The 21,645-nt window shown below is 71.6% G+C and carries 21 protein-coding genes; 3 read left to right on the forward strand and 18 right to left on the reverse strand.

Annotated features, from left to right (window positions below):
- Window positions 1-91 precede the first annotated feature (91 nt).
- The gene (locus tag ACIBK3_RS37335; RefSeq protein ID WP_399372228.1) at window positions 92-1,213 is read left to right on the forward strand and encodes a HoxN/HupN/NixA family nickel/cobalt transporter; all 1,122 of its coding nucleotides are present in this window, start codon (window positions 92-94) and stop codon (window positions 1,211-1,213) included.
- 57 nt (window positions 1,214-1,270) lie between these two features.
- Here the strand turns inward: ACIBK3_RS37335 and ACIBK3_RS37340 are convergent, their stop codons facing one another.
- The 8 genes from ACIBK3_RS37340 to ACIBK3_RS37375 all read right to left on the reverse strand — a co-directional run bounded on the left by ACIBK3_RS37340 (window position 1,271) and on the right by ACIBK3_RS37375 (window position 8,097).
- A complete protein-coding gene (locus ACIBK3_RS37340; RefSeq protein WP_399372229.1) occupies window positions 1,271-2,296 on the reverse strand; it encodes an NlpC/P60 family protein in 1,026 nt (341 codons plus the stop codon).
- Between the two features lie 192 nt (window positions 2,297-2,488).
- The gene (locus tag ACIBK3_RS37345; protein WP_399372230.1) at window positions 2,489-3,400 is read right to left on the reverse strand and encodes a M56 family metallopeptidase; all 912 of its coding nucleotides are present in this window, start codon (window positions 3,398-3,400) and stop codon (window positions 2,489-2,491) included.
- Entirely contained in the window at window positions 3,397-3,765 is a 369-nt protein-coding gene (locus ACIBK3_RS37350; RefSeq protein ID WP_399372231.1) for a BlaI/MecI/CopY family transcriptional regulator, read from the reverse strand. Before ACIBK3_RS37350 ends, ACIBK3_RS37345 begins: the two co-directional genes overlap by 4 nt.
- A gap of 76 nt (window positions 3,766-3,841) precedes the next feature.
- Entirely contained in the window at window positions 3,842-4,498 is a 657-nt protein-coding gene (locus tag ACIBK3_RS37355; protein WP_399372233.1) for a DUF3105 domain-containing protein, read from the reverse strand.
- Window positions 4,499-4,598: 100 nt separating this feature from the next.
- Window positions 4,599-5,042: a hypothetical protein gene (locus ACIBK3_RS37360; protein WP_399372235.1), complete on the reverse strand. Its 444-nt coding sequence runs from the start codon at window positions 5,040-5,042 to the stop codon at window positions 4,599-4,601.
- Window positions 5,043-5,162: 120 nt separating this feature from the next.
- Window positions 5,163-6,416, reverse strand: a complete 1,254-nt coding sequence (locus tag ACIBK3_RS37365; RefSeq protein ID WP_399372236.1) for an MFS transporter — start codon at window positions 6,414-6,416, stop codon at window positions 5,163-5,165.
- Window positions 6,413-7,570 (reverse strand): PLP-dependent cysteine synthase family protein, encoded by a 1,158-nt coding sequence (locus ACIBK3_RS37370; protein ID WP_399372237.1) that lies wholly within the window; start codon window positions 7,568-7,570, stop codon window positions 6,413-6,415. Before ACIBK3_RS37370 ends, ACIBK3_RS37365 begins: the two co-directional genes overlap by 4 nt.
- 125 nt (window positions 7,571-7,695) lie before the next feature.
- The gene (locus ACIBK3_RS37375; protein WP_399372238.1) at window positions 7,696-8,097 is read right to left on the reverse strand and encodes a hypothetical protein; all 402 of its coding nucleotides are present in this window, start codon (window positions 8,095-8,097) and stop codon (window positions 7,696-7,698) included.
- 346 nt (window positions 8,098-8,443) lie between these two features.
- Between ACIBK3_RS37375 and ACIBK3_RS37380 the strand changes: the two genes are divergently transcribed.
- A complete protein-coding gene (locus tag ACIBK3_RS37380; RefSeq protein ID WP_399372239.1) occupies window positions 8,444-9,478 on the forward strand; it encodes a cation diffusion facilitator family transporter in 1,035 nt (344 codons plus the stop codon).
- Between the two features lie 40 nt (window positions 9,479-9,518).
- Here ACIBK3_RS37380 and ACIBK3_RS37385 read toward each other — a convergent pair whose 3' ends face one another.
- From ACIBK3_RS37385 to ACIBK3_RS37430, 10 genes are all read right to left on the reverse strand, one after another.
- Window positions 9,519-10,937: an NADH-quinone oxidoreductase subunit N gene (locus ACIBK3_RS37385; RefSeq protein ID WP_399372240.1), complete on the reverse strand. Its 1,419-nt coding sequence runs from the start codon at window positions 10,935-10,937 to the stop codon at window positions 9,519-9,521.
- Complete coding sequence (locus tag ACIBK3_RS37390; RefSeq protein ID WP_399372242.1) at window positions 10,934-12,439, reverse strand: NuoM family protein; 1,506 nt, start codon at window positions 12,437-12,439, stop codon at window positions 10,934-10,936. Before ACIBK3_RS37390 ends, ACIBK3_RS37385 begins: the two co-directional genes overlap by 4 nt.
- A gap of 5 nt (window positions 12,440-12,444) precedes the next feature.
- Complete coding sequence (locus ACIBK3_RS37395) at window positions 12,445-14,334, reverse strand: NADH-quinone oxidoreductase subunit L (protein WP_399372243.1); 1,890 nt, start codon at window positions 14,332-14,334, stop codon at window positions 12,445-12,447.
- Window positions 14,331-14,636, reverse strand: a complete 306-nt coding sequence (nuoK, locus tag ACIBK3_RS37400) for an NADH-quinone oxidoreductase subunit NuoK (protein WP_399372244.1) — start codon at window positions 14,634-14,636, stop codon at window positions 14,331-14,333. The genes ACIBK3_RS37395 and nuoK overlap by 4 nt, the downstream gene beginning before the upstream one ends.
- Window positions 14,633-15,193 (reverse strand): NADH-quinone oxidoreductase subunit J, encoded by a 561-nt coding sequence (locus ACIBK3_RS37405; RefSeq protein WP_399372245.1) that lies wholly within the window; start codon window positions 15,191-15,193, stop codon window positions 14,633-14,635. The genes nuoK and ACIBK3_RS37405 overlap by 4 nt, the downstream gene beginning before the upstream one ends.
- Window positions 15,194-15,216: 23 nt before the next feature.
- Complete coding sequence (locus tag ACIBK3_RS37410; protein WP_399372246.1) at window positions 15,217-16,161, reverse strand: NADH-quinone oxidoreductase subunit H; 945 nt, start codon at window positions 16,159-16,161, stop codon at window positions 15,217-15,219.
- The gene (locus ACIBK3_RS37415) at window positions 16,154-17,134 is read right to left on the reverse strand and encodes a hypothetical protein (protein ID WP_399372247.1); all 981 of its coding nucleotides are present in this window, start codon (window positions 17,132-17,134) and stop codon (window positions 16,154-16,156) included. The genes ACIBK3_RS37410 and ACIBK3_RS37415 overlap by 8 nt, the downstream gene beginning before the upstream one ends.
- A gap of 632 nt (window positions 17,135-17,766) precedes the next feature.
- A complete protein-coding gene (locus ACIBK3_RS37420) occupies window positions 17,767-18,123 on the reverse strand; it encodes an NADH-quinone oxidoreductase subunit A (RefSeq protein WP_399372248.1) in 357 nt (118 codons plus the stop codon).
- Window positions 18,124-18,245: 122 nt separating this feature from the next.
- The gene (locus ACIBK3_RS37425) at window positions 18,246-20,534 is read right to left on the reverse strand and encodes a heavy metal translocating P-type ATPase (protein WP_399372249.1); all 2,289 of its coding nucleotides are present in this window, start codon (window positions 20,532-20,534) and stop codon (window positions 18,246-18,248) included.
- A gap of 105 nt (window positions 20,535-20,639) precedes the next feature.
- Window positions 20,640-20,933: a heavy-metal-associated domain-containing protein gene (locus tag ACIBK3_RS37430; protein ID WP_399372250.1), complete on the reverse strand. Its 294-nt coding sequence runs from the start codon at window positions 20,931-20,933 to the stop codon at window positions 20,640-20,642.
- Between the two features lie 217 nt (window positions 20,934-21,150).
- Between ACIBK3_RS37430 and ACIBK3_RS37435 the strand changes: the two genes are divergently transcribed.
- A complete protein-coding gene (locus ACIBK3_RS37435) occupies window positions 21,151-21,615 on the forward strand; it encodes a DUF6153 family protein (RefSeq protein ID WP_399372251.1) in 465 nt (154 codons plus the stop codon).
- Window positions 21,616-21,645 lie beyond the last annotated feature (30 nt).

Genomic DNA, 21,645 nt, shown 5'->3' on the forward strand with positions numbered 1-21,645 from the left:
ACCTCGCCGGACCCTGCTGCACATGGGTTGCATATAGTGAACCATCGCATTAGTAGCCAGCCGCAGGACTGAACCCGGGGGGAAGCCGCCCATGACCACGCAGACCGCACCCGTCGCCCAGCGGCGCCGCCGGTTCGACCGCGGGGAGATACGGCGCCTGGCGGCGATGTACGGCTTCATCGTGGCCCTGCACGTGGCCGGGTTCGGTCTCTTCGCGTACTACAACGCCCGATACCACGGCCTCGCCGACAGCCAGGGCGAACTGCTGTACGCCGGCGCGGCCGGGCTGGCGTACACGCTGGGCATGCGGCACGCCTTCGACGCGGACCACATCTCGGCCATCGACGACACCACCCGCTACCTGCTGCAGAAGGGTAAGCGGCCGCTCGGCGCCGGCCTCGCCTTCTCGCTCGGCCATTCGACCGTCGTCTTCGCGCTCTCCGTGGGCATCGCCTTCGCGGCCCAGGCCGCGAACCGTTTCCAGGCGGGCTTCGCCGACATCGGGGGCGTCATCGGCACGCTGGTCTCGGGTGTGTTCCTGTACGCCATCGCCGCCCTGAACTTCGCCGTGCTGCGCGGCATCGTCAGGACCTGGCGCGAGGCGAAGGAGGGTCGCCACCAGCCGGAGGAGCTGGAGCGGCTGCTGGCCGACCGGGGGCTGATGAACCGGGTCTTCAAGGGCCGCTACAACAAGTTCATCGACCACAGCTGGCAGCTCTACTTCGTGGGCCTGCTCTTCGGCCTCGGTTTCGACACCGCCACCCAGGTCGGCGCCCTCGGCCTCGCGGCGGGCTCCGCCGCGGACGGCACCTTGCCGCCGCTCGCCATCATCGCGCTGCCGTTGATCTTCGCGGCCGGTATGAGCCTGATGGACACCACCGACGGGGTCTTCATGGCGAAGGCGTACGAGTGGTCGTTCTCGAACCCCGTTCGCAAGATCTACTACAACCTCACCATGACCGGCCTGTCGATCTTCGTGGCCTTCGTGGTCGGAACGGTGGAACTGGTCTCCCTGCTCGCCGAGCGGCTCGGCGCGGCCGACCACGCACCCTGGTCATGGTTCGCCGCCCTCGACCTCAACACGATCGGCATCGTCATCGTGGTCACCTTCCTGGCGACCTGGATCGGCGCGGTCGCCCTGTGGAAGCTGCGCGGTTACGACAAGCGCTATTCGGTACGCGCCGAGGCGGAACCCGATCCGGCGTCCACCTGATCATCGGGGTGTGCGAGAGCGGGACCGAAGTTCCTTGCCCGGCGCGAGCGTTGTTGCTCAGGGCCGGGACGCGGCGAAGAGCGGCATCGAGTCCAGGGGGACGATCTCGATGTTCTTGCCGGTGCGCGGGGCGTGGATGGCCTTGCCGTCGCCGACGTACATGCCGTTGTGCTGGTTGTCGTTGTACCAGTAGATGATGTCGCCCGGTCGCAGGTCCGACTTGGCCACCTTGCGGCCGGCGTCGTACATCTGCTTGACCGTGCGGGGCAGGGACACGCCCGCCGAGCGCCAGGCCGCTCCCACGAGTCCGGAGCAGTCGTAGGAATCGGGACCGGTCGAGCCCCACTCGTAGGGCTTGCCGAGCTGGGCGTACGCGAAGTCGAGGGCGGTCTTCGCGCGACCACTGGCGGGGCCGTTGTAGGGGGCGGGGGAGTCGCTGGCGCCCGCGGAGGCGTCGTCGCGTTCCTGGGCGGCCTCCATGGTGGCGCGCTGCTGTGCGGTCAGGCTGTTCAGGAGCTTGCGGGCCTCGGCGAGCTTGCCCTGTACCTCGTTCTTCGTCCTGGCGGCCTTGGCGCGCGTCTCCTGAAGGGCCGCCAGGCGCCGCTGGGCGTCCTGACGCTCCTGGGTGAGTTCGCGCTGCTTGGACTGCATCGCCCGCAGGGCGCCGGCCTGCCGGCTGCTCGTACGGTCGAGCATCTCGGCCTGGTGGAGATAGTCGTCCGGGTCACCGGAGAGAAAGAGCTGCACACTCGGGTCAACGCCACCACTGCGGTACTGTGCCGCCGCCAACGGACCTATTTTCGCCCGCAGTTCATTGATCTCCTGCTGCTTGCGCGCCACCCGGTCCCGCGCACCGTCCACCTCGCGCTGCAGCTTCGCCTGCTTCTCGCTGATGGCGTTGTACTCCTCGGTGGGGGCCTCGGCCTCCTCGTAGAGCTTCTCGACCCGCTTGCGCACCTCGTCGACCGTGGGCTCGGGAGCCGCCTCGCTCTGCGTCGGCAGGAGGCTGACGGCGCCGGCGGCCATGCCGAGGGTGGCCATCCGGGCACGGCTGGGCGGCTTAGGCCGACGGTGGGTTCCCATCTTGGGGGTGACTCCTCTGTGCGGTCTGTGTACCGGGCGACGGGCGTGCTTGTGTGACCGGGCGACGGGTCGGCGGTCGTACGTCGTACCGACGCCCCCGGGCGATGGACCAGTCAAGTGCGGTAGAACTTAGTAGCTTCGTAGTTCGCATCGCAAGTGAGTCCGATTCGCGGGCGTCCCACCCGACATGGATCAACCGAGGCCGGGCGGGCAGGCGACCAGCAGCGGCAGCAGCGGAACCGCCACGGCCACGATGGCGACGGAACCCCACAGGGCGGGGTGGGGTGCCTCGCGCGGACCCAGGACCCGCTGCAACCGGACGAGGACCGTGTGGCCGCCCGCGGCCAGCGCGCCGTTGGGGGGACGGGTCGTGGCCATCTCGTACATGGCGGTGGCCAGCACCTCGTCGGAGTGATGGCGCAGAGCACGGTCGTCCGCGATCATCTCCAGCAGCAGCGCCGTCTGCTCACGCGCGTGGCGGGCCAGGGGGAGCCGGCGGAACACCGAGTGGAAGGCCTCCACGGCGGCCAGGACGAGGTGATGGCGGCCCGCGATGTGGGCCTGTTCGTGCTCCAGCACGGCGCCGAGCTGCTCCGGCGTCAGCGTGCGCACGGCCGCGTCGCTGACCACGACCCTGGGGCGGCGACCGGGCAGGCAGTAGGCGGCGGGGATGTCATACGGCAGGACGGTGGCGCTCAGCCGTGCCGAGTGCCGGCCCACCAGGTCGAGGGCCTCCCGGTGTGCTGCCCGAGCCCGCCGGGCGCGCACCACCTGGAAGGCGAAACTGGCCGCCAGGGCGATCGCGACGGCGGCGGGCACCCCGACGGCCGGCGGGTCCGCGAGGTCCGGGCCGGGCCTGCCCACTCCCACATCGAACCCGCAGGAGTGGAGCAGGCCCACCAGGCCCGCGTGCAGGTGCTCGGTCGGCATCGCGAGGTTGTAGGCGAACAACGCCACCCCGACCGAGAAGGACACCACCAAGGCCAGCCACACCGCCGCCGCCAGCGCCGGAGCACGGTGCGGCCAGCGGGCCCGCAGGATCAGCCGCGGTGCGACGAAACCCACCGCGGTCGTGTAACCGACCAGGACGGGAGCCGCGTTCACGCACGCGCCTGTCGTCCGACGTTCCGCAGGGCCTTGCGCAGGGCGGCCACCTCTTCCTCGGACATGTTCTCGACGAAGTGGACCAGGGCGGCCGGGCGGTCCTTGCTCGCGCCCAGACCGTCCTCCATGAGCGCGGCGGCGTACGCCTCACGACTGCGGACCGGCGAGTACAGCCAGGCGCGACCCTGCTTGCCCCGCAGCAGCCAGCCCTTGGTGTACAGGATGTTGGTGACGGTCATCACCGTCGTGTAGGCGACGGGCCGGATCGTGTTGATGTCGTCGACGACCTCACGCACCGTCGCTGGACGGTTCCACGTCCACAGACGGTCCATGATCTCCGCCTCGAGATCCCCCAACCGCCGCATGACCCTTACTCCCTTTCGCCACCGAATGCGCAAGCGAATACGCACGGCCATAGTAGACGGCCCGGCTGCCGGCCCCTCAGGAAGCGGTGAGGCCGTTCGTGCAGGCCGCGCCCGGTTCCGGGGTCTGCGAGCCCTGGACGTACTTGGTGAGGAACTGCTCGACCCTGGGGTCGGACGCCTTGTCGACGGCGAGCTGGTGGCCCCAGGCCGACAGCATGATCGCCCCGGACTGGGTCTTGTCCGGACTCATCAGCGTGTAGGGCGTCTTGGCGACCTTGTCGGCGAGCGTCTTGACGTCCGCGTCCGCGGCCTTGTCGTTGTACGTCACCCATACCGCGCCGTGCTCCAGGGAGTGCACGGCGTTCTCGTTGGCGACGGGCTTGGTGTAGACGGTACCGTCGCAGGTCATCCACGCCTGGTTGTGGTCGCCGCCGACGGGCGGGTTCATCGGGTACTTGACCTTCTGCTGAACGTGGTTGCGGCCGAGCTTTTTGGCGTCCCAGCTCTTCTCGCCCCGAACCGGCTTCTTCGCCGCGGCGGCCTGCTGGTCCTCCTTCTCGTTCGCGTCGTTGATGGCGTACGCGCCCCACCCGACGAGGCCGACGACGATGAGGGCGCTGACCGTGACGGTGATGATCCGGTTGCGGCGCTCGCGGGCTCTCTCGGCGCGACGCGCCTCCTCTATCTTGGCCCGACGTGCTTCGGTGGCCGCCTTCTTGCTGGTCTTGCTCATGGCTGAGTGATCCTCGTGGTGGGTGCGGGGTGGACGGGAATGGACGGACGTGCCGAGCCGTACGCGGCAGCGCACGGCTTCGGGTGTCTCGGGCATCCGTCTAGGTCCGTTGCACCTGGAGGACGTGGAGGTCGGGAGCCCGGCAGGTCGGCGCGGGCTCGGCGGCGCGCGCGGCTGTGTCCGGCTGCCGGGGGAGGTCCGCCCCGCGCGGCAGCGTCGCCTGGAGCGGGTGCGCGGGCGCGACGCGTACGGCTCCCATGCCGGCGCCCGCCGGGCCGCAGCATCCGTCGCGGGACGGGCAGTCGGCCGGGTGCGCGACTGTCGACGCGGGGTGATCGGCCGGTAGGGCCGTCAGGCCGGCCGCGGCGGACAGGGCCGTCATGGAGGTGGCGGCCGGGGTGGCGGCGGGGGCGCTGTGACCGTGGGGGGCGTACCCCAGGCACACCATCAGCGCGGCGAGCAGGACCGCGACGGCAGAGCGGAGCGCCACGATGCGCGTGGTCCGCCACGCCTCGCGGGTCGTGTCCTGTGTCCGGCTCCCCATGACGAGTGAATATTAAGCGGTTCGGGTGACAACGGCGTCCGCGGCGGCCGGCACGGGAGCGTTCCAGCGGGAGGGAGACCGGCCACCACCGGCCTCCCGTCCCTTCGCCGGACCGTTCGCTCAGGCGACGGCGAGCCGCGGCTCCTCTCGCACGGCCAGGCGTCCGCTGCGGACGAGGGCGCCGACGGAGGCCGCACAGCCGAGCCCCGTCACGGTCAGGGCGCTCCAGGTCAGCCAGAGGGCGTGGTGGCGCGTGGCGAAGTCCCACAGGGCGCCGGTGGCGAGGTTGCCGAGGGTGATGCCCAGGCCGGAGACGGTGCTGTAGAGGCCGTAGTGGGTCGCGACGAGGCGGTTGCCGCAGAGCGTGACGACGGTGTCCATCTCGAAGGGGTAGACGATGGCGCTGCCGGCCGCGAGCAGCGCGACGGCCGCCACCAGGGCGCTGAGCACGGCGGCCGGAGCATCGTTCGGCGTGAGGGCGAGCGGCAGGAAGGCCAGCCCCATCGTGGCCAGTCCGCGCACCAGTGCCTGGGCCCCGCTCCACTTCTCCTTCGCCCAGCTCGTCAGCCGTAGCTGCGCCACGACGGCGACCACGGCCGAGACGACGAACAGTCCGCTCGTGGCCCAGGTCCCCCCGGATCCAAGGGCCTTGGCGGCGGCCAGCGGGAGAGCCAGATAGACCTGGAAAGTCAGGACGTACGAGCCGGTCATCGCGGTGGCGAAGAGGAGGAAGGGCCGGTTGGCGACGACCGTGCGCCACTGGGCCAGAACGTTCTGGGGCCCGGAGCCGGTGGCTGCGCCCCGGCGGGCGGGCAGCGACCGTGCCTGCAGCACCGTCAGGGCGGCGAAGATCGCGGCAGAGGCCGTGCAGACGAGCCGGAAGTCGGCGGCCAGCAGGGCGAGTCCGACGAGCGGGCCGAGCAGCATGCCGGCCTGGTAGTACACGTTGAAGGTGGCGAAGGCGTCCACGCGCCGCTCACCGGACTCGGCGGCGAGGTAGGCGCGGACGGCCGGGTTGAACAGGGCGCCCGCGAAGCCGGTCGCGGCGGACGCGGCGATCAGGGCGGGGAGGTTGTCGACCCAGCCGAGCAGGCCGAAGCCGACGGTGCGCAGCAGGCAGCCGGCCATGATCGGGGCCTTGTAGCCGAAGCGGTCGGCGAGGGTGCCGCCGATGAGGAACATGCCCTGCTGCGAGAAGTTGCGCACCCCCAGGACGAGTCCGACCGCCCAGGCCGCGAGGCCGACTCCGCCGGAGAGGTGGGCGGCGAGATAGGGCATGAGCATGTAGAAGGCGAGGTTGATGGCGAACTGGTTGGCCATCAGCAGCCGTGCGGCGGGCGGGAAGGAGCGGGTCTGCTGCCACAGGCTCTTCATCGGGCGGCTCCCGCGAGGACGTGACCGGCGTCGTCGTGGTGCGCTTCGGCCGTGCTGAGCGGGTCGGTGACGTGGGTGCAGCGCGTCCAGCGGGTGACGGTCCGGTCGCGGGGGTCGGCGATCTCGTCCGGGTCGTCGGCGGGGAGGTGGCCGAGCAGGCCGTGTTCGCGGCAGTAGGTGTCGTCGAAGACGGTGCCGACATACCGCTGGGGCCCGTCGGGGAAGACCGTGACGATCCGGTCCTCCGCGGGCAGGGTGCGGGCCAGCCAGCGCGCGACGAGCGCGACCGCGCCGACGCTCCAGCCGCCGGTGGCGTAGTGGTCGCGGGCCAGGCGGCGCGCCGCCCACACCGCTTCCGGGGCCGCGACCCAGTGGACCTCGTCGAACAGGTCGTAGGCGACGTTGCGGGGGTGGATGCTGCTGCCCAGACCGCGCATCAGACGGGTGGTGGCGGGCTGGCCGAAGATGGTCGAGCCGGTGGTGTCCACGCCGACCACCCGCAGGCGGGGGAAGTAGCCGCGCAGCACGGAGGCGATGCCGGCGGAGTGGCCGCCGGTGCCGACGGATACGACGAGGGTGTCGATCCGGCCGAGCTGGCCGACGAGTTCGTGGGCGAGCGGGGCGTAGGCGGCCACGTTGTCGGGGTTGTTGTACTGGTCGGGCCACCAGGCGCCGGGATGGCCGGCGAGGAGTTCCTCGACGCGCCGGCGGCGGGCTTCCTGCCAGCCGCCGGCGGGGTGCGGGGTGTCGACGAGGTGCACCTCGGCGCCGTATGCCGTGAGCAGGCCGGTCATCAGGGGTTCCATGCCGGGGTCGGTGACGACGGTGACCGGGTGGCCGTGGACGGCACCTGCGAGCGCCAGTCCGAGGCCCAGGGTTCCGGAGGTGGACTCGACGATGCGGGCGCCGGGCGGCAACTGCCCGCGCTCACGGGCGGCGCGGACCATGTGCAGGGCGGTGCGGTCCTTGATGCCGCCGGGGTTGTGCCCTTCGAGCTTGGCCCAGAAGCCGCGCCCGGGGGCGGTGAAGGGGGCGCCGATCCACAGGACGGGGGTGTCCCCGACCAGGCCGGCCGGGGTGTGCGTCGGGAGCTTGCCGACGGTGAGGAGTTGGGCGGGCGCGGACGGGCCGGGTGTGGGGGTGATCTGGTTCATGGCGTGCTTCTCCTGCGGCCGGCGGCATGCGCTTTGCCGGCCGTTGTGTCGGGAAGGGGGCTGGACTGACCGGGAGCCGTCGCCGGGGCGTGCGGGTGCTGTCCTCGGGTGCGGCTCGGGGCCGATCAGGTGCGCCACACGCCCAGGCGGGCCCGTTCGCTCGAGTCGGAGAAGGCTGTCGATCGCGCGGGCGCCGGTGCCGCACGTCGTACGGCATCGGGCGGTGCGTCGAGGCATGTGCCCGGGAGCCCGTGCTGGGCCGCCGCGGCGGCCGGGGCGATCTCGCGCGGCGGCTGGACCGTCGGCACGTCCGCGCCCCGGCACTCCGTGGCGCCGCCCTCGCCGGAGCCGGGATCCTGGGCGGCGGGACCGCCGGACGCCCGCTCGACCGGTCCGCAGGACACAGCGGAGGCGACGGGGAGGGCATCCGCACGGACGGTCCCCGTGGGGGTGGGGCCGTGGGCGCACGCCAGCAGGTGCAGCAGCCCGGCCAGCAGCAGCACGACGGCCGCCCCGGTCCGTGACACGGGACGGCTGTCGCGGCGTACCGACCAGACATCCATCAGTGCGCTATGTAATCAAATGTGCACGCAGAGTGCACGTCGGTCGGTGTCGCCGTGGTGGTGATCGCCGGGCAGAGGTACGGCCGGCATCGCCGGGCGTACGACCTGGCCGTCAACGTCCTGCTGGTCCGGATCACCAGCGGTGGCACGTGGGACGGCGCCGGGGCACCCACTCTGGCATCGGATGTTTCCCCAGGTCACAGGCTTGTTATCCGACATGACAACGGTCACCGGTGCAGCCTTTGGCGATTGGCGTGTGTATGGGTTTCACTGCGGTCAGGACGTCCGTCACCACGGGGAAGGCGTAGGCATGCGTCATCAGGGTCAGGAGCACCGCCCCGGACACGAGCACGGTCCGGGCGGCCATGCCGGGCACTCGCACGGTGTCTCGGCGGACGCCGACCGTCGCTGGCTGGCGATCGCCCTGACGCTGATCGCCGCGTTCATGGCGGTCGAGGTCGTCATCGGTGTCGTCGCCCAGTCCCTGGCGCTGATCTCGGACGCGGCGCACATGCTCACCGACGCCGTCTCCATCGTCCTCGCGCTCATCGCCATGCGGCTGGCCGCGCGTCCGGCGCGCGGCGGCTACACCTACGGCCTCAAGCGCGCAGAGATCCTCTCCGCCCAGGCCAACGGCCTCAGTCTGCTTCTGCTGGGGGCCTGGCTGGCGTACGAGGCGGTCCACCGGCTGATCGATCCGCCCGAGGTGCAGGGCGGCCTGGTGCTCGGCACGGCACTCGCCGGTATCGCCGTGAACGTGGCCGCGGCCTGGTGCATCTCCAAGGCCAACCGCTCCTCCCTGAACGTCGAGGGCGCGTATCAGCACATCCTCAACGACCTGTTCGCCTTCATCGGCACCGCCGTGGCCGGCCTGATCGTCGTCCTCACCGGCTTCGCCCGCGCCGACGGCATCGCCACGCTCGTGGTCGTGGCCCTCATGGTCAAGGCGGGGTACGGGCTGTTGCGGGAGTCCGGGCGGATCTTCCTCGAGGCAGCCCCCGTGAACGTCGACCCTGACGCGCTCGGTGACCAACTCGTCGCAGAGCCCGCCGTCGTCGAGGTCCACGACCTGCACGTATGGCAGATCACCTCCGGCCAGGCCGCCCTTTCCGCGCACATCCTGGTCGAACCCGGGGGCGACTGCCATGCCGTCCGCCGCGACCTCGAAGAGCTGCTGCGCCACGACTACGGCATCACCCACACCACCCTCCAGGTCGACCACACGGCTGCTCCGGTGCTGCAGCTCACCCTGCCCGGCGACCGCGACCTGCTGGCCACGGACGCCGCCGCCCACTGCGCCGACGCGCACGGCCCGGTCCACCGGGAAGCCCCGCACGAGCACTGAGCGGACCTTCGGCGGCAGGCCGCCCCCGGTCGGACGTACGTCAGTGGCTGATCGGTCCGGTCAGTACGTCCAGGACCGGCCCGCCGCCGATGCCCAGCCCGAGGGACACGGCCGCGGCGGCGTAGGCGACGACGCGCGCCGTCCGGTCGCTCTCCGCCGGGGGCACGGACCCGCTCCGGGAGGCCGCGGGCACGATCCAGCGCAGGTAGTAGAAGAGCGACGCCACGGTGTTGACGGCGGCCAGGACCGCGAGCCAGGCGTAGCCGCCGTCGAACGCGGCGCTGAACACCTCCAGTTTGCCGAGGAAGACCGCTGTCGGCGGGGTGCCGACGAGCCCCAACAGGCAGACGATCAGGCTCGCCGCCAGCAGCGGACGCTCCTTCGCGAGACCGCGGTAGTCGTCCAGCGACTCGGCTCGGGGCAGGGCGCAGACCACGGCGAACGCGCCGAGGTTGGTGACCGTGTAGGCCGCCAGGTAGTACAGCAGCGCCGGCTGGGCCAGGTCCGCGCGACCCGCGACGGCCACCGGTATCAGCAGGTATCCGACCTGGCTGATCGTCGAGTAGGCGAGCAGCCGCTTGACGTCCTGCTGGAAGAACGCCCCCAGGTTGCCGAGGGTCATCGACGCGGCGGCCAGTACGGCGACGAGCGCGGCCCACGGCAGCGTGCTGTCCGCGAACACGACATCCCCGAGGCGGAACAGCGCGGCCAGAGCCCCGATCTTCGGGATGCTGGTGAGCAGCGCGGCCACCGGCGGGCTGCTGCCCTGCACCGCGTCGGGCACCCAGAAGTGCGCGGGCACGCCTCCGGCCTTGAACAGCACGCCGGTCAGCAGCCCGATCGCGCCGGTGGCGAGCAGTGGCTCGGGCGCGTCGCGGAAGGCTTCCGCGAGCATCGGATACCCGGTGGCGCGCCCGGCCGCGTACAGGATCGTGATGCCGGTCAGCATCAGCACGCCCAACAGGGCGCCCACGACGTAGTACTTGAGGGCCGCCTCGGTGCCGGGCCCGTCCTTGCGGAAACCGGCGAGCGTGTACGCGGGGATGCTCGCCAGCAGGTAGGCGGCGGCGAACAGCAGCAGGTCCTGCGTGCCCGCCATCATCAGCGCGCCGAGGGACGCCAGTTGCAGCAGGACGTAGAACTCGCTCTCCCGCGCGTCGCCCCGCAGCGGTCGGAAGGAGACGCCGAGGACGAGGAGCGTGCCGCCGAGGACCACGATCCTGGACGTGCTCGTCACCGGGTCGACGGCGAACGCCTCACCGAAGGCGGTCGTGGCGGGCTTGGCCGCGGCCACGGACGCCGCGACGATCCCCGCGACGCAGGCGACGGCCGCCAGCGCCCCGACCGCCCACTGCCGGGCACGCGGCAGCCAGGAGCCGAGCAGCAGGCCGAGCACGGCCGACGCGGCCAGCAGCACCTCGGGCAGGAGGTCGAGCGGGTTCTCGTTCATCTCGGTCATCGGGCGAGCAGCTCCAGAACGGAGCGCGAGGCCGGCTCGATCACGTCGAGCAGGAAGCGCGGTGCCACTCCGAGCACCACGGCCAGAACGAGCAGTGGTACGACCGCGAGGTTTTCGTGCGGGCGCATGTCGGTGAAGGGGCGCGGCGTCCCCGGGGCGTCGGGCAGGCGCAGCGGCCCCGTCAGGACCTGTCGCAGCGCCCGCAGGAACAGCCCGGCCGTGAGGAGGATGCCGAGCACGGCGAGTGAGGTGGCCACGGGCCGCGGTCCGAGACTTCCGGTGAAGATCTGGAACTCGGCGATGAAGCCGGAGAAGCCGGGCAGCCCGAGCGAGGCGAAGGCCGCGATGCCGGTCATGGCCGCGAACACGGGGGCCACGCCCGCGACTCCGCCGTAGGACGGCATGTCGTACGTCCGTCCCCGCTCGTACATCACCCCGGCGAGCAGGAACAGCGCGCCGGTGAGCAGCCCGTGGCTGACCATCTGCGTCACCGCTCCGGTGACGGCCAGAGAGCGGGCCTGCTCCGAACTGTCCGCCGTCGCCGCGGCGGCGCCGACCGCGAGGACGATGTAACCCATGTGGTTCACGGACGTGTAGGCGACCATCCGTTTGAAGTCGGTCTGTGCGAGCGCGACCAGGGCTCCGTGCAGTACGGACACGACGCCGACGACGACCAGCACGAGGGCGTAGCGCCGCCAGGCCTCGGGCAGCATCGGCATGGCGATGCGCACGAACCCGTAGGTGCCCATCTTCAGCAGCACCCCGGCCAGGATCGCCGAACCGGCGGCCGGCGCCTCGACGTGGGCCGGCGGCAGCCAGGTGTGGAACGGCACCGTCGGCGTTTTCACCGCCAGGCCCACCAGGACGGCCAGCAGGACGAGGCCGCCGTAGACGGACCGTCCGGCGAGCGGGTTCTGCCGGGTCAGGTCGACCATGTCGAAGGTGTGCGGGGACGCGGCGAGGTAGAGCCCGATGAAGCCGAGCAGCAGGGCGAGCGAGCCGACGAAGGTGTAGAGGAAGAACTTCAGCGCGGCACGGGACGCCTGCCGGTGGCCCCAGCCGGCGATCACGAAGTACATCGCCACGATGGACAGGTCGAAGAAGACGAAGAACAGGATCAGGTCGAGGGCCGCGAACAGGCCGAGACAGGTCGTCTCCAGGAAGAGGAACAGGGCGGCGAACTCGCGGACACGACGGTTCTCGCGCAGTGAGTACAGCGCGCAGGCCAGGAACATCAGGCAGGTCAGGGCGAGCAGCGGCAGGGACAGACCGTCCACGCCGACGTGGTAGCCGACGCCCGCGCTGGGGATCCAGCGGGCCCGTTGCTCGTACTGCGTTCCGCCGCCGGCGTCGTACCCGGCCCACATCGCGACGACGAGGGCCAGTTCTACGGCGGACGCCACCACCCAGACGACCCGGAACACCGCCGGGCCCGTACGCCGGGGCAGGACGAAGAGCAGCAGCGCGACGGCCGTGGGCGCGAAGACGAGGGCGGTCAGCATCCGGGTCACCTCACGAGGACGAGCACGACGGCAAGGACGGTGAAGGCCGCGACGGCCTGGGCGAGGTACTGGTGCAGCTGTCCGGTCTGCGGGCGGCGGGCCCAGCGGCCGAGCGTACGAGTTGCGGACGCGACCGCCGTCACCGTGCCGTCCAGGGCACGTTCGACGACGCCGTTCGTCCAGCGCGCGAGCCGTACGGCGGCCGCGGCCGAGCCGTCGACCGCGCGGTCCAGGCCCCGGTCGTCGAACATGGCGGCCACGCGCGCGAGCCGCATCACCGGGGCGACGAGAAGGACATGGGCGGCACGTTCCAGACCCAGCCAGTCGGCGAGCACCACCTTGGCACGACCCGGCAGGGGCAGCGGGCGCGTGTTCCAGGACCAGGCGAGTGCGGCCGCCACGAGGGCGAGTCCCCCGGACAGCGCGAACTCCCAGGCGGCCGGGGCGAGGGGACCGGGGCCGCCGACCACGCGTCCGACAGCCTCCCGCAACGGCGGGAAGGCCAGCGGTGTCAGGGCGAGACAGGCCAGACCAAGCAGGACCAGGGGAGCCACGGCACCGGCCGGAACACGGCGGCCGGGCGACCGCGACCGCCGGCCGTCCGCCCGCGCCGCGGCATCGGGACCAGGTACCTCGGGCCGCTGCCACACGTACCACAAGGCCTTGGCGCTGTAGACCGCGGACAGCACAGCCGCGGCCAGACCCACGCCGTAGAGCCAGGGGCTGTTCTCCAGGGCCTGCGCGAGCAGGACGTCCTTGGCGGCCCACAGCGAGAGCGGGGGAAGTCCGGCCAGGGACAACGCGGCCACCGTGAACGCGGCGCCGAGGGTCACGTGGCGCCGTGCCGCACCGCGCAGTTCGGGAAGTCGCTGTGTGCCCAGCGCGGTCAGCCAGGCGCCGGCCGCCAGGAAGAGCAGACTCTTCGCGGCGGCGTGGGCGATGAGTTGCAACGTGCCGCCGGACGCCGTTCCGACCCCCGCCGCCAGCACCATGAAGCCGATCTGCGCACAACTCGAGGCGGCCAGCAACTGCTTGAGGTCGCTCTGGGCGGCGGCGACCAGGCCGAGGCAGAGCGCGGTGGCCGCACCCGTCCACGCCACCACGTCGTCGCCCCAGCCGGAGGCGTCCAGCAACGGCCCGGTCCGCAGCAGCAGATACGCCCCCGCCACCACCATCGTCGCCGAGTGCAGCAGCGCGGAGACCGGGCTCGGGCCCTGCATGGCCTTCGACAGCCAGAAACTGAAAGGCAGTTGGGCAGACTTGCCGAGGGCCGCGACGACGATGCCCGCGGTGATGAAGGACAGCCACGGATCGTCGGCGCGGGCCAGGGCGTCCAGCGAGAGCGTCGAGTCGCGCCCGCTCGCGAGCGCGGCACCCGCCGCCAGGTACAGACCCAGGTCCGCGGTACGGGTGGTGAGGAACGCGGTGTCGGCGGCCCCCGTCCGCCGGGGTTCCCGCCACCAGTAGCCGATGAGCGCCCAGGACGTGGCACCCATGACCTCCCAGCCCATCAACAGGACGGGCAGGGTCGCGGCCGTCACGGTGACGAGCATGCTCCCGGCGAACAGCAGCATCAGCCCGAAGAAACGGGCGCGCGCCTCGTCCGGGCCGAACTCGGCGACGCTGAAGACGAGGACGGCGAGGGCGACCCCGGTGACCGTGACCGCCAGCAGCCCGGACAGTCCGTCCACGGCGAGCCGCAGCGGGAGCCCGTCGAGGAACGGGGCCCGCGCGGTGGGGTGCCGGAAGGCGGCCGTGACGGCCAGTCCCGTCGCGGCGACCGTCACCGCGAGGGCCAGGGCGGGGGCGATCCGGTCGGCCCCGCGCCCCGCCGCCAGAAGCAGGACACCGGAACCGAGGGGGAGGGCGACCAGCGCCCACAGCAGGGCGCTCACTCCTTCAACTCCGCCGCCATGTCGGTCATGTCGATCTCACGCGACCGGAACAAGGCGGTGACCACGGCGAATCCGATCGCCATCTCCAGAGCCATCGCCGTGACCGCCACGACGATCAGCACCTGACCGTCGGAGGTCGCCGGCGCGACGTAGTGCCAGACGGCGGCGGCGGCCAGGATCACCCCGCCCAGCATCAGTTCGAGGCCCATCATCAGCATCACGATCGACTGCTGGGTCAGCGCGCCGAACAACCCGATGCAGAACAGGGCGGCGGCCAGCAGCAGAAACAGCTCCAGACTCACCGGCCGACACCGCCTCGTACGGGATCGTCCGCGCGCCTCGCCCGCAGGTCGTCGCCGAGCCGGTCGTACCGTCCCCGGCGGGTGGCCAGCACCACCGTGGCCACGATCGTCGCGAACAGCGCCATGCCCAGCGTCATCATGGTGAGCATCTGCGGCCCCATGAGGGACATGCCGAGATCCATGGTCGGGTCCTTCGGGGCCCTGCCCCGGCGCCCGGGCCAGGGCGCGAGCACGATCCCGGCGGCCAGCAGCGCGAACACCAGCGCGCAGACCACGGCCGCGCCCTTCTTGTTGTGCATCATCGTCATCGGCATGAGCCCGGCCGGGTTCATCATGTACATCACCATGAAGACGGCCATGATGGCCATCTCGATGGTCATCATCAGCACGATGACGATGCCGAGATAGTCGAGCCCCAGCAGCACGACGAGCCCGCCCACGCACAGCAGCGAGGCCAGCAGGGAGAACGTCGCGCGCGCCATGGAGTCGAAGCGGAACACCATCACGCCGCCGGCGACCCCGAGGACCGCCAGCACCCAGAAGACGGCGACATCCATGGACGTCCCGCACCTCGCTCTCGTCATCGGTTCAGCACTACGACGGCCACGACCAGGGCCTGCACGACGGCCAGCGGAGTCAGCACGACCCACGCCAGCTCCACGTACCTCTCCATGCGCGGCGTCGGGACCCTGCGCCGGGCCCAGACCAGGACGGCCAGCACGGCCGCCGTCTTGAGCACGGTCCACGCCCAGCCGGGCAGCAGCGGCCCGTACCCGCCGCCCAGGAAGAGCGGCACACTGAACGCCGCGGCCACGACCAGCAGCAGCCACCGGCCGCCCAGGAACAACACGCGGTCCACGCCCGACAGTTCGGCTGCCGCGCCACCGGCCACGTCCGCTCCGACGGGCTGGTCGAACGGCCCCCAGAACGCCATCGCCATGGCACTGAGCAGATAGATCCCGAAGGCCGCCGGCATCCACACGGCGAACCACAACCCCGCCTGTCTGTCGACGACTTCGCCCACCCGCAGTGACTCCGCCCCGAGCGCCGCCGTGGTGAGGGCGAGCATGTGCGGCAGCTCGTACGCCAGGCCCTGCGCGAGGAACCGGTAGCCGCCGATGAGCGACAGCGCCGAGTTCGGCCCCCAGCCGGCCAGCCACACCGCCGCCCAGGCCAGCGCCTCCATGGCGTTGAACCAGACGATGCCTTCCGGCAGATCGCTCACCGACCGGAAGCCCAGCGGCAGTACGACGGCGGCCAGCACGGCCGCGACGGGAAGCAGAGCCGCGCCGATCCGGGCCAGCGGCAGATCGGACGCACGCGTGCGCCGCGGCTGCCGCACAAGATGCCGTAGCACCTCAACGGCGGGCCGGACGGCATGGACGGCCGCCGCACGCAGCGACCCGATACGGCCGGTGCGAGCCCCCGCCGCGAGCACGGAGTCCAGCCCGGCCAACGCCATGGCCACGACGACCAGGACGGCGGGCAGGACGAAGACCGACCACAGCGGCGCGCGCTCAGCCATGGTGCGTCTCCGCCCTCGTGACGTGTGCGATCTCGTCGAGATCCGGGTCGAGGCTCGCCACGATGATCCGCGCACACGCGAACTCGGCACCCCGCAACAGACCGGGCAGGACGTCCAACAGCCCCTGCGAGGCGGGCGTCGCACCGCCGGCGATCCGCCCGCGAGGCCCGACGGCCTCTTCCGCCGCGTCCAGGACGTCGGACACGTCGACCGCCGCCGCGCTGCGCCCGACGGCTTCGAGCCACACCAGCATGCGGGCGTGGGCGTCTCCGTCCGCGACCAGAGCCGGACCCGTGACTCCATGGTGCCGCGCGTGCTCGGCAGGCAGTACACCCACTCCGGCGGTCAACCAGCGCAACGTCCGCGAACGTTCGGCGCGACGGATCAACAGGCGTACGAGAGCGGTGAGTTCGGCGGCCGAGGCTCCGGCGAGTGCGCGGTCCCGTGCGAACCGGGCACGCGCGGCCAGGTCGCCCCACCCCACCACGGCGAAGAACCTGCCGAGACTGTCCAGATGCGCCGCGCACAACCGCCGTGCCGCGTCACCCTCGGGAACCCGTACGCCCTCGGCGGCGAGCAGGAACGGCTCGTTCCAGAAGGGCGGTCGCGGCGCCGGGGGAGTGGTGGCCTGGTCTACGGCCTCCACGCTTTCTACGGCTCGTGCGACTTCTACGACCTCTACGGCGGCCTCCTGGACGATGTCGCCCTGCAGAGTGAGCCGTAGCACCAGGCCGGAGGGCCAGTCGGCGAGGACCGGACCCAGCGGGACGTGCAAGCGGTCCAGCCGCAGCCCGTCACGGTCGTCGGCCCGGTCCGCCATGGGAAGCCCGTCCACGACGCCCATGTCGTGTCCGCCGTGGCCTTGATGCCCGCCGTGTCCGCCGTGGCCGCTGTGCCCGCCGTGGCCGCTGTGTCCGCCGTGCGTGGTGTGGGCGCCGTGCCCGCCGTGCATGGCGTGATCGGCGTGCTCCATCTGGCCGTCATGGGCGTGGTGCCCGCCGTGGGTCTCGTGATGTTGGGGGCCCGTGCTGCCTTCGTGGCTTTCATGGTCTTGGTGACTGTGGTGGCCATCGTGGCCACCGTGGCCCTCGTGGCCTCCGTGATCCCAGTGGCCCCCGTTATCCGCGTGAACGTCATGGTCCATGTGGTCCATGTGGTCCGCATGATGGCCGTGATCTTCGGGGTCCCCGTGATCCCCGTGCCCGCCGTGGTCCCCGTGCTCTCCCCGACCGTCATGTCCCACGTGCCCGACCGCCGGAGGCGGACCCGACGGCGAACCTCCCCGGCCGAGTTCCGCCAGCCCGCGATCGAGCGCATCGGCGACGTGCACCGCATCCGTGACCCGGACCCACGCCTTCGGAGCCGATACGGCGCCCCAGACGTTCGCAACCCAGTCACCGCCCGCGCCGCCCTGGCCGCCCGTGTCCCCCCCGTCACCGGGATCCCCCACGATCACCAGCAGATCCGCGTCCGCCGGTGCGGCCACGCACGGCCACGCCCTCCGCGCCAACTCCGCCTCCACCGCGAGCCGTTCTCGCGTGGCTCCGGGGGACGTCGCCAGCAGGACTCCGGGCCGGGCCAGGGCCGCGCGGGCGAGCAGGGATCTCAGCTCCACCGGAACGCCCCCTCGCGCCAGGCGTATCCGACTCCCGCGAGCAGTACGCCGAGGAAGAGGAACATCTCGACGACCGCACTGGTACCGACCGCCGAGACCACCTTCGTCCACGGATACATGAACAGCATCTCCATGTCGAAGGCCAGAAAGATCATCGTGACGGGATACCAGCGGACGTGGAACCGGGACAGCGCGTGCTCCTGCGGTTCGAGGCCGCCGCTGAACGGGCCGGTGTGCAGCGGCTCACGGACCGCTCGCAGTGCGATGGAGACGGCGTGCAGCAGGACGATCGCCACGACGACGAGTACCAGCAGCGCCAGTACGGGTTGCCAGTCCGAACCCACCACTCGGCCCCTTCCTGATGTGTCCGCGGCCTCGATCTTCTAAGCAGCTTAGTGTGCGGAGGCCGGCGCGGTGGCTGCGGGCCTCAACTCGAAGCCCGCAGCCGCCACCTGAAGACCCGTAGTCGCTACTTGAAGGCCCGCAGCCGCAGGCTGTTGGTTACCACGAACACCGACGAGAACGCCATGGCCGCTCCGGCGATCATCGGGTTCAGCATGCCGAAGGCGGCGAGCGGCAGGGCGGCGACGTTGTAGCCGAAGGCCCAGAACAGGTTGCCCTTGATCGTGGCCAGGGTCCTGCGCGAGAGGCGGATCGCGTCCGCCGCCACCCGCAGATCGCCTCGTACGAGGGTCAGGTCCCCCGCCTCGATCGCCGCGTCCGTACCGGTGCCCATGGCCAGGCCCAGGTCGGCGGTGGCGAGGGCGGCCGCGTCGTTGACGCCGTCGCCGACCATCGCGACCGTACGGCCCTCGCCCTGCAGCCGCTTGACGACGTCCACCTTGTCCTGCGGGAGGACTTCGGCGATGACCTCGTCGATACCGACGGCCTTGGCCACGGACTCCGCGACGAGCTGGTTGTCACCGGTCAGCAGGACCGGCTTCAGGCCGAGCCGGCGCAGCTCGGCGACCGCTTCGGCGCTGGTCTCCTTGATCGCGTCGGCCACGGTGAGGACACCACGGGCCTCGCCGTCCCAGGCGACGGCGACCGCGGTACGTCCTTCGCCCTCCGCCGCGGCCTTGGCCTCAGCCAGTTCCCGGGGGAGTTCGATGGCCCAGTCGGCCAGGAGCTTCTGCCGCCCGACGAGCACCGCGTGCCCGTCGACGACGCCCTGGACTCCCAGGCCGGCGATGTTCTCGAAGTTCTCCGGGACGGACAGGCTTCCGGCCCTCTCGACGGCACCGGCCGCGATCGCCTGGGCGATCGGGTGCTCCGATGCGTGTTCCAACGCGCCCGCCAGCCGCAGCAGTTCGCCCTCGTCCACGCCGGGTGCGGTGAACACGTCCTGGAGTTGCATCCGGCCCGTGGTCACCGTGCCGGTCTTGTCCAGGACGACGGTGTCGACGCGCCGTGTGGACTCCAGTACCTCTGGGCCCTTGATGAGGATGCCGAGCTGGGCGCCCCGGCCGGTGCCGACCATCAGCGCGGTCGGCGTGGCCAGGCCCAGGGCGCACGGGCAGGCGATGATCAGGACGGCGATGGCGGCGGTGAAGGCGGCCACGGTGTCGCCCGTCGCGCCGAGCCACACTCCGAAGGTCGCGACCGCGATGAAGAGGACGGCCGGTACGAAGACGCCGGAGATCCGGTCGGCGAGCCGCTGTACCTCGGCCTTTCCGTTCTGGGCGTCCTCGACGAGCTGCGCCATCCGCGCGAGCTGGGTGTCCGAGCCGACCCGGGTCGCCTCGACGACGAGCCGGCCGCCGGCGTTCACGGTCGCCCCGGTCACCGCGTCGCCGACGGTGACGTCCACGGGCACGGACTCGCCGGTCAGCATGGCGGCGTCCACCGCGGAGGAGCCCTCGACGACGGTGCCGTCGGTGGCGATCTTCTCCCCGGGCCGTACGACGAAACGGTCACCTACGGCCAACTGGCCCACGGGGATGCGCACTTCAGTGCCGCCGCGCAGTACGGAGACGTCCTTGGCGCCCAGCTCCAGCAGGGCCCGTAGCGCCGCGCCCGACTTCCTCTTGGCGCGGGCCTCCAGATAGCGCCCGGCGAGGATGAACGTGGTCACCCCGGCCGCGGCCTCCAGGTAGATGGAGGAGGAACCGTCCGAACGGGAGATGGTGAACTCGAAGGCGTGCCGCATTCCCGGCATCCCCGCGTGCCCCCAGAACAGGGCCCACACCGACCAGCCGAGCGCGGCGAGCGTACCGATCGACACCAGCGTGTCCATGGTCGCGGCGCCGTGCCGGGCGTTCGTCCAGGCGGCCTTGTGGAAGGGGAAGGCGCCCCAGGCCACGACCGGAGCGGCCAGGGTCAGGGACAGCCACTGCCAGTTGTCGAACTGCAGGGCCGGAACCATCGCCATCAGGACGACGGGCACGGTGAGCACCAGCGACACGTACAGACGCTGCCGCAAGGACAGCAGTTCGCCGTCCGCCGCGGGCGCGGCCTGCGCCTCGCCCCCCTCGCCCGGGACGGGGGCGGGCGGGGGCGGTTCCTGGGCGGTGTAGCCGGTCCTCTCGACAGTGGCGATGAGATCGGCGACCCCGGTGCCGTCCGGGTAGGAGACCTTCGCCTTCTCGGTGGCGTAGTTGACGGTCGCCGTGACGCCGTCCATACGGTTGAGCTTCTTCTCGATGCGGGCGGCGCAGGAGGCGCAGGTCATCCCGCCGATGGAGAGCTCGACCTGCTGGACGGTCGCGGGCGCGGGAGCGGCGCCGGAAAGGGCCTTCTCGGGAGCCGTACTGGTCATGACATGTCTCCAGGGGAGGCCGGGACGCACGGCGACCGTATCAGCGGTGCGGTACGTCCCGGCGCGGGAGGGAGTTCACGTGACGGGCGGTGGCCCGCCGATTCGTCAGGCGGGGCCGACGAGTTCGTAACCGGCCTCGTCGACGGCGGCGCGGACGGCCTCCTCGTCGAGCGGGGCGGCGGAGCTCACGGTGACCTCGCCGGTCTTGGCGACCGCGCTGACCGCGGTGACGCCGTCCAGCGCGGAGATCTCCTGGGAGACCGCGCCCTCGCAGTGGCCGCAGGTCATCCCGGAGACCTTGTACACGGTGGTCACGCCGACGTCCTGGACGTCGACCGTGGCGCCGGAGCCGCAGGAACCGGAGCCGCAGCAGGAGCCGGAGTTCGTCTCGGTGGTCATGGCTCTTCCCTCGGGGTGTGAGTGCGTGAATGGTCCTTACGGGGGAGGTGCGACTGCCTGCCTCGCCCGCCGGATGACAACACTATACCCCCCTGGGGTATTCCGTCATCTGTGGCGTGGGCCACATGGGCGACTTCTGCCAGGAACCCCGCCGAGCGCCCGGGTACCCCCTAGGGGTACGATCAAATCCGGCGATGACAGTACACAGGTGGAGCGCATGACGATTCGACCGGCCCGCGGTGGCGGAACAGCCGCCCGTTGGGCGTACGGGGTGCTCGTCACCCTCTGCGTCGCGCTGGCCGTGCTCGTCCACCACGAGACGCCATCGATGGACGTCTCATCCATTCAGTCCATGCAGTCCATGCCGTCCGTGCAGTCCATGCCGGACCCGGTCCACGCCGGTCATGTGATGCCGGACGGGACGCCGCCGTCCTCGGCCACCCTGGAGGCGCGCGGGGCGGGCGCTGCCGCGCACGACGCCGGCGACGGCTCCTGCGGCATGCCGGGCATGCAGCACTGCACCTCGGCGAACGTCGGCTCCGTACAGCTCGCCGTACCCGCCCAGATCGCGTTCGACCCGCTGGGGAAACCGCGGCAGACCGCGGCGGGGCGCACTCCCGGCGCGGCTGTCGCCGTCCGCGCCCCGCCGGACCTGTCCGTCCTCTCCCGACTGCGGGTGTAGGCCGCGCCGGACGGCGCGATGTGCCGTCCC

Origin of the sequence: Streptomyces sp. NPDC050287, from assembly GCF_044459385.1 — a bacterium.
Lineage (GTDB): Bacteria > Actinomycetota > Actinomycetes > Streptomycetales > Streptomycetaceae > Streptomyces.

Excerpts from the sequence above, each read along its gene's own strand:
- ACIBK3_RS37340 (WP_399372229.1), bottom strand. The coding sequence starts at position 2,296 with ATGGGAACCCACCGTCGGCCTAAGCCGCCCAGCCGTGCCCGGATGGCC.
- ACIBK3_RS37380 (WP_399372239.1), top strand. The coding sequence starts at position 8,444 with ATGCGTCATCAGGGTCAGGAGCACCGCCCCGGACACGAGCACGGTCCG.
- ACIBK3_RS37425 (WP_399372249.1), bottom strand. The coding sequence starts at position 20,534 with ATGACCAGTACGGCTCCCGAGAAGGCCCTTTCCGGCGCCGCTCCCGCG.
- ACIBK3_RS37405 (WP_399372245.1), bottom strand. The coding sequence starts at position 15,193 with ATGGATGTCGCCGTCTTCTGGGTGCTGGCGGTCCTCGGGGTCGCCGGC.
- ACIBK3_RS37435 (WP_399372251.1), top strand. The coding sequence starts at position 21,151 with ATGACGATTCGACCGGCCCGCGGTGGCGGAACAGCCGCCCGTTGGGCG.
- ACIBK3_RS37360 (WP_399372235.1), bottom strand. The coding sequence starts at position 5,042 with ATGGGGAGCCGGACACAGGACACGACCCGCGAGGCGTGGCGGACCACG.
- ACIBK3_RS37355 (WP_399372233.1), bottom strand. The coding sequence starts at position 4,498 with ATGAGCAAGACCAGCAAGAAGGCGGCCACCGAAGCACGTCGGGCCAAG.
- ACIBK3_RS37430 (WP_399372250.1), bottom strand. The coding sequence starts at position 20,933 with ATGACCACCGAGACGAACTCCGGCTCCTGCTGCGGCTCCGGTTCCTGC.
- ACIBK3_RS37390 (WP_399372242.1), bottom strand. The coding sequence starts at position 12,439 with ATGCTGACCGCCCTCGTCTTCGCGCCCACGGCCGTCGCGCTGCTGCTC.
- ACIBK3_RS37385 (WP_399372240.1), bottom strand. The coding sequence starts at position 10,937 with ATGACCGAGATGAACGAGAACCCGCTCGACCTCCTGCCCGAGGTGCTG.
- ACIBK3_RS37415 (WP_399372247.1), bottom strand. The coding sequence starts at position 17,134 with ATGGAGCACGCCGATCACGCCATGCACGGCGGGCACGGCGCCCACACC.
- ACIBK3_RS37410 (WP_399372246.1), bottom strand. The coding sequence starts at position 16,161 with ATGGCTGAGCGCGCGCCGCTGTGGTCGGTCTTCGTCCTGCCCGCCGTC.
- ACIBK3_RS37335 (WP_399372228.1), top strand. The coding sequence starts at position 92 with ATGACCACGCAGACCGCACCCGTCGCCCAGCGGCGCCGCCGGTTCGAC.
- ACIBK3_RS37370 (WP_399372237.1), bottom strand. The coding sequence starts at position 7,570 with ATGAACCAGATCACCCCCACACCCGGCCCGTCCGCGCCCGCCCAACTC.
- ACIBK3_RS37365 (WP_399372236.1), bottom strand. The coding sequence starts at position 6,416 with ATGAAGAGCCTGTGGCAGCAGACCCGCTCCTTCCCGCCCGCCGCACGG.
- ACIBK3_RS37350 (WP_399372231.1), bottom strand. The coding sequence starts at position 3,765 with ATGCGGCGGTTGGGGGATCTCGAGGCGGAGATCATGGACCGTCTGTGG.